The organism is Candidatus Methanodesulfokora washburnensis (assembly GCF_003947435.1).
In the GTDB taxonomy this organism is placed as follows: Archaea; Korarchaeota; Korarchaeia; order Korarchaeales; family Korarchaeaceae; genus Methanodesulfokora; species Methanodesulfokora washburnensis.
On the sequence record NZ_RCOS01000034.1, the window covers coordinates 1 to 5,454 of the forward strand.

The window sequence follows — 5,454 nt, forward strand, 5'->3', positions numbered from 1 at the left end:
AGAAGGGAGATGTCCAGAGTTTTATCCGGAAATCCCATCACGGATGTGTTGACTGAGGAGGAAAGGATAAGACTTAAGGAGCTCATAGAGAAGGATGAGCTCACATTGGAGGAGGCGGATGAGCTCTATAAAATAGCTGACAAGCTGGTGGAGGAGTACGGGGACAAGTACACGGAGGTCTGGAAGCTGTTGTGGTACTCGAGGTTTTGGATAGGGTACAACCTGAGGAAGCAGAGGGAGGAGAGGAAAGAGGAGAAGAGGAGGGATTGAGCTCTTTATTATTGACGCTTCCTCAGCTTCAACACATCAGCTCTCGTTATTATCCCGACTATCTCCCCCATTCTGCTCACAAGAACTGCTTGGCTGTGTTCCAGAAGGGAGAGGACTAGAGGAATTGGGGCTTCAGACCCGACAACAGGAAGTATGTCCCCCATAACATCCCTTATCCTCAAGCTAAAGGCTGATTTAACATCCTTTTTCTCAGATACAAGCTTTATCAAATCCCTCTCTGTGAAGCTTCCAACGGCAACTCCTTCAACCATCACAGGAACCTGAGATATGCCATGCTTCTCAAATAGCTCTGCGGCTTTTTCCACCGTGTCATCAGGGCTTACCTTTATGACAGGGCTTGTCATTATATCTGAGGCCTTTCCCTGAAGACCTGATACCCTCATTATCGCTTCTGATATCGCTTTCATCTTCGAGTAACTGGGATCAACCATTCCAAGCTCTATCTTTGCTATCAAGGATTGGCTCACACCTGAAAGCTTTGCAAGTTCTTTCTCTGTGATTCCAAGCTCCCTTCTCACTCTTCTCAGATCCGATGGGTCTATGATCATATTCCCACAGGAATTTTTTAGCAGGATCTTTTATATAAATCTTGGAATAGCACTGTGGTATGTTCGCCACACTTGTGGGGATACACCCAAGAACTGAGGAGCTTGTTAGAGCAAGCAGGGAGTTTGATAGAGGGAGGATAAGCAGGGAAAAATATGAAGTTGAGGTTGAAAATTGCATAAACAGGATAATAGAGGAGCAGAAAAAGCTTGGATTCAGGCAGATAACAGATGGGATGATAAAATGGGATGATATCTTCAGGCCTTTCTCAAAAGTGTTAAATGGTGTGACAGCAGAATCCTTGACCAGATTTTTCGACAACAACACTTTCTACAGAAAGATTGAGATAAGGGAAAAAATAGAGTATAGAGGTGGATTTCTAAGTTATATGAGCAGAGGGAGTGAGAAAGCCATAGTTCCCGGGCTGTACACGTTCGCTGATCTATCGCATAACGAGTACTACAAGGATAAGCTTGATCTGATGTGGGATTACTTTGAAGCTCTAAAGGCAATTTCCCTTGAGCTAAGAGAAAATGGAATTTCATTTCTTCAGTTAAATGAGCCATCAATAGTATACAGATATAAAAGAAGGGAGATATCCAAGGATGAGATAAAGCTCATTGCGTCTTGTTTCAGGGAGCTCAGAAAGATTCTGAGCACATCTATCCATCTGTATTTTGGGGATTGCTCTAAAGCTGTTAATTTCCTAGCTGAAGAGGATGTGGAGCCGATAGGAATTGATATGATGGAGACGGAGCCTGAAAGCATAGATGTGTCTGCAAAACTTATCTTGGGAGTTGTGGACTCAAGAAACACCTTCATGGAGGATCCAAATCAGATAGCTGACATGATAAGAGGGATTCATGGGGAGATAGTGGGCATATCCCCGAACTGCGATCTGGAGTTCCTTCCCTATGAACAAGCTAGGAGGAAGATGGAGATCCTGAAAGAAGTTCTGGAGGTGTTAAAATGCTCTTAACTCAGGAGATAGGAAGTCTCTCCAAGCCTAACTGGAGGGTTAAATACGTAAGAGGGGAAAAATTGGGGAAAGAGGACTTAAAGGAGCTCAGAAGATGGGCTGAGTTTCTGGAGATAGAGGAGGATCTTGTGAAAAAGGTTGAGGAGGGAAAAGCTGAGAAAAAGGAGGTTGTGGAGCTATCTGCTTTGATGGCAATAAGGCTTCTTGAGAAAGCAGGGCTGGACATAGTGTTCGATGGAGAACAGTTCAGGACTGAGATGTATGAGTATCCGTTGAGGTATGTCTCTGGTTTCAGGTTTCTGGGTCCTGTGAGGAGCTTTGACAACAAGTACTACAACAGAGCTGAGTGCGTTGATAAGCCAAGACTTCTATCCCCATATCATGTGGAGGAGTTCCTGTTCACAAGGAGAAACACTAAAAGAAGAGTTAAGGTCCCCATAACAGGTCCTTATACGCTGGCTGAGTGGTCCTACAACAAATACTATGTTGAGAAGTACAGAAAACTTGGATACAGCTGGAAGAACCTTAGAAAACCGGCAAAGAGGGAGTTCGTCCTGGATCTGGCAAAAGAGGTTATAAGGCCCAATATAGCAGCTTTAATAGATAAAGGAGCTGAAATAATACAGATAGATGAGCCTGCTGTCACGACAAAGCCGGATGAAGTGGATATATTCGTCGAGGCCTTCAATGAGATGACATCTGGCTTAAACTGCAAGTTCTCAATACACATATGCTACAGCGACTACTCCCTCCTATTTCCCCACATATATGAGTTGAAGGGCAAAGTGCAGCTTGCCCTTGAGTTCGCAAACAGAGGAATAAAGGGCTACGATATTCTCAGTCTCTTCAAGGAGTATGATGGAGAGATAGGACTTGGTGTTGTCGATGTTCATACAGATGATGTCGAGAGCCCGGACACGGTGAAGGAGAGGATACTCTATGCCTCCAAGTTCATACCCCCTGAGAGGATTTACGTGAACCCGGATTGCGGCTTGAGGACAAGGAGCTGGGAAATAGCATACAGAAAGCTGAAAAATATGGTCAAAGGAGCTGAAATGGCGAGGGAGGAGTTGAAATGATATCCCTTGAGCTTAATCCACCTTCGAGACCGAGCCTTGATGAGATTTATGAGAAAATAAGAAGATATAACTCATTCGATGCATTTATAATAACGGAGCTTGCTATGAGAAGGGAAGAGGACAGATGGATGGACACCATGTACACAGCCATAAAGCTGAAGGAAGCCACAGGGAAGAGGATAATACCGGTCATGACGAGCAGAGAGAGCACAAAAAGGGGAATTTTGTCGAGGATATTGATGGCCATTCACGGGGGGATAGATGAGCTTGTTATAGTGAGAGGGGATCAAAGCCCTTATGGAGGGGCCTTTGGCATGACAACAGTCGAGATCATAAGGACGATTAGATCCCTGTGCGAGAGATTCTCCAAGAGAGTTACTGTGTATGTGGCCGCAAATCCCACCAGAGATTTGGAGGGGGAGATAGTTAGAGCTGCGGAGAAGCTTTCCTCAGGAGCTGATGCTGTGATAACACAGCCCACCCTGGATACAAACTTGTTGAGAAAGTTTATAGCAGGTCTTAGAGAAAGGGGATTTGACAATCCAGTAATAGGAAGCATCATGATACTGAACAGCAGGAATTCTGCGGAGATGATGGAGAGGAGATGCGGAATAAGGTTCCCTGAATGGTTTAAGGAGGAGCTTGGAAGAGGGAATTGGAGGGACTCCCTTCTCACTTCAATAAGAGAAATAGCTGATATATGCGATGGAGTGCATATATCCCCGATAGCGGAGCAGGACTTCTCAGTATTGCTTGCAGAAGAGGCGAGAAAAATTCTCAGAGATAGAGATGAGCAATTGCCCATATTTTTGCCGTGAAATTTCAGCAGTTGAGTTAGAAAACTAATGCCTTCTTGGAATCCTGTAAGCCCTTAATGCATTCTCAGTTGTTATCTCAGCGAGCTCCTCCGGCTTTATTCCTCTGGCTGAGGATATCTCTGCAACTGATACAAGTATGTTTGCCGGCTCATTCCTCCCATCATCAGGGGATAAAGCCGGAGAATCTGATTCCAAGAGAATTAAATTGAGGGGAGATATCTCCGCAGCTTTTCTCACGGGATAAGATCTGACCACATTAGTAGATATGCTTATGAACCACTCCCTCTCAGCTGCAAACTTCACGTCATCCTCGCTCCCGGAGAAAGCATGCAAAATCACATCAGTTGCATAGATCTCATCCAACACCCTTAAGACAGGTCTCTGAGCCCATCTGCTGTGAACTACAATTGGCTTGTCCAGCTCATCTGCCAGCTTGGCCAGAAACTTGAAGTTTCTCTTCTGCTTCTCCCTCTCAGCCTCGCTTCTTGCAAATTTGTAATCCAAGCCTATCTCGCCGACTGCAACTATTCCGTCCTTTACGGATCTTACGAAGCTGGCAAGCTCTTCTGCAGCTTTTTCATCTGAGAAATTCCTTGAGTCAAGCCCGGGCGATATGTAAACTATTTCATTTCCCCTGAAGATCTCCATTGCCTTTAGAGCCATGTTTATCCCAAGGGGAGAGGTCACCATCCCTATTATCCCAGCTTTTCTCGCCCTTATCAGGACATCATGCCTGTCTTTATCGAATAGTTCATCCTCAAGATGGCAGTGAGCATCGAACAGCCTCATGCAATCACTCTGGCTTGAATCTTCCCTTGAGCTTCTCCATTATCCCTGGAAGAGTTGTGTACTCCATCTCCTCAGGCTCTATTCTGTGGGGCATAAATGGCCCATGTCTTCTCATGTAATCGGCTATTAAATTAGCCATCCTTCTTGCCTCATCAAAAGCAACATCTGAGAACAGATCGCTTGGGCCCACAAGCTTTGAATTGTGTACGATAAAGCCGAGAGCAGCTATCCTTGGGGGGCCATCGAATCTAGTTGGTCTGGCATCCTTTATCCCAACTGGCATGAGAGGCCCATAATGAGATCCTCTCATCCACCCTGGAACCAGATGAGGAAGAGAAAATGGCTCAAGTATCTCGCCAAGTGCGGGAAATCCGTGCTGCGCCCTAACTATGGCCACTGGATCATCCTTTCCAACATATCTTCCAGCTATTAAATTCAACCTAGTGGTGCTTATGACGGCTGCTACCTGTCCATCAGACCTCCTCTTGACCCTCTTTATTATGTATCTGCCCAAAGTCCCTATTAGCGCTAAAATATCGTAGATCTCCTCGGGTGCATTCAGCTCAACAACAGCACCTTCCACGACATCCATGACCTCAAAAGAGAAGCCGGAATGAAGAGAGGGATCTATAACAAGGCCTGCTGTATTGAATGGATCGGCAAATATCCTGAAAATCGGAAGATTAAATGCACCAGGACTTGTCTTATCGGCCATGAAGACGACAAAGGGCTCAGATGGCCTCTCCTCTATCTCCATCTCAGCCACTCCTGGCCCCATTCCTTTTACATTTCCGGAGAAGGTGTCCTTCAGTAGATCCTGCCCTGCTCCATATAGTCCAATGTCCTTTGCTGCTTCAGCAGCCCTCTTAAATGTATTCCAGGCTATCTCATGGATCTCCTTGCTGTCCTCACCCTTTCTATGGGTCATTATGAGCTGAAGATCATCCCCAAC

6 protein-coding genes and 1 pseudogene are annotated in these 5,454 nt (G+C 45.4%); 4 read left to right on the forward strand and 3 right to left on the reverse strand.

Annotated features, from left to right (window positions below):
- Positions 1-270: pseudogene (locus D6D85_RS02510) on the forward strand (hypothetical protein); the annotation flags it as partial.
- A gap of 8 nt (positions 271-278) precedes the next feature.
- Here the strand turns inward: D6D85_RS02510 and D6D85_RS02515 are convergent.
- Entirely contained in the window at positions 279-839 is a 561-nt protein-coding gene (locus tag D6D85_RS02515) for a CBS domain-containing protein (RefSeq protein WP_125670508.1), read from the reverse strand.
- Positions 840-898: 59 nt separating this feature from the next.
- Between D6D85_RS02515 and D6D85_RS02520 the strand changes: the two genes are divergently transcribed.
- The 3 genes from D6D85_RS02520 to D6D85_RS02530 are packed head-to-tail and all read left to right on the forward strand — an operon-like array spanning position 899 to position 3,713.
- Positions 899-1,816, forward strand: a complete 918-nt coding sequence (locus D6D85_RS02520) for a hypothetical protein (RefSeq protein WP_125670509.1) — start codon at positions 899-901, stop codon at positions 1,814-1,816.
- A complete protein-coding gene (locus D6D85_RS02525) occupies positions 1,807-2,895 on the forward strand; it encodes a hypothetical protein (protein ID WP_125670510.1) in 1,089 nt (362 codons plus the stop codon). The genes D6D85_RS02520 and D6D85_RS02525 overlap by 10 nt, the downstream gene beginning before the upstream one ends.
- Positions 2,892-3,713 carry a methylenetetrahydrofolate reductase gene (locus D6D85_RS02530; RefSeq protein WP_125670511.1) on the forward strand — a complete coding sequence of 274 codons (822 nt, stop codon included), beginning with the start codon at positions 2,892-2,894 and terminating at the stop codon, positions 3,711-3,713. Before D6D85_RS02525 ends, D6D85_RS02530 begins: the two co-directional genes overlap by 4 nt.
- 24 nt (positions 3,714-3,737) lie before the next feature.
- Here D6D85_RS02530 and D6D85_RS02535 read toward each other — a convergent pair whose 3' ends face one another.
- Positions 3,738-4,502 carry a TatD family hydrolase gene (locus D6D85_RS02535; protein WP_125670512.1) on the reverse strand — a complete coding sequence of 255 codons (765 nt, stop codon included), beginning with the start codon at positions 4,500-4,502 and terminating at the stop codon, positions 3,738-3,740.
- Between the two features lie 4 nt (positions 4,503-4,506).
- Positions 4,507-5,454 (reverse strand): fructose-1,6-bisphosphate aldolase/phosphatase (fbp, locus tag D6D85_RS02540; RefSeq protein WP_125670513.1); only part of this gene is annotated, 948 nt, incomplete at its 5' end.

Excerpts from the sequence above, each read along its gene's own strand:
- D6D85_RS02515 (WP_125670508.1), bottom strand. The coding sequence starts at position 839 with ATGATCATAGACCCATCGGATCTGAGAAGAGTGAGAAGGGAGCTTGGA.
- D6D85_RS02520 (WP_125670509.1), top strand. The coding sequence starts at position 899 with ATGTTCGCCACACTTGTGGGGATACACCCAAGAACTGAGGAGCTTGTT.
- D6D85_RS02525 (WP_125670510.1), top strand. The coding sequence starts at position 1,807 with ATGCTCTTAACTCAGGAGATAGGAAGTCTCTCCAAGCCTAACTGGAGG.
- D6D85_RS02530 (WP_125670511.1), top strand. The coding sequence starts at position 2,892 with ATGATATCCCTTGAGCTTAATCCACCTTCGAGACCGAGCCTTGATGAG.
- D6D85_RS02535 (WP_125670512.1), bottom strand. The coding sequence starts at position 4,502 with ATGAGGCTGTTCGATGCTCACTGCCATCTTGAGGATGAACTATTCGAT.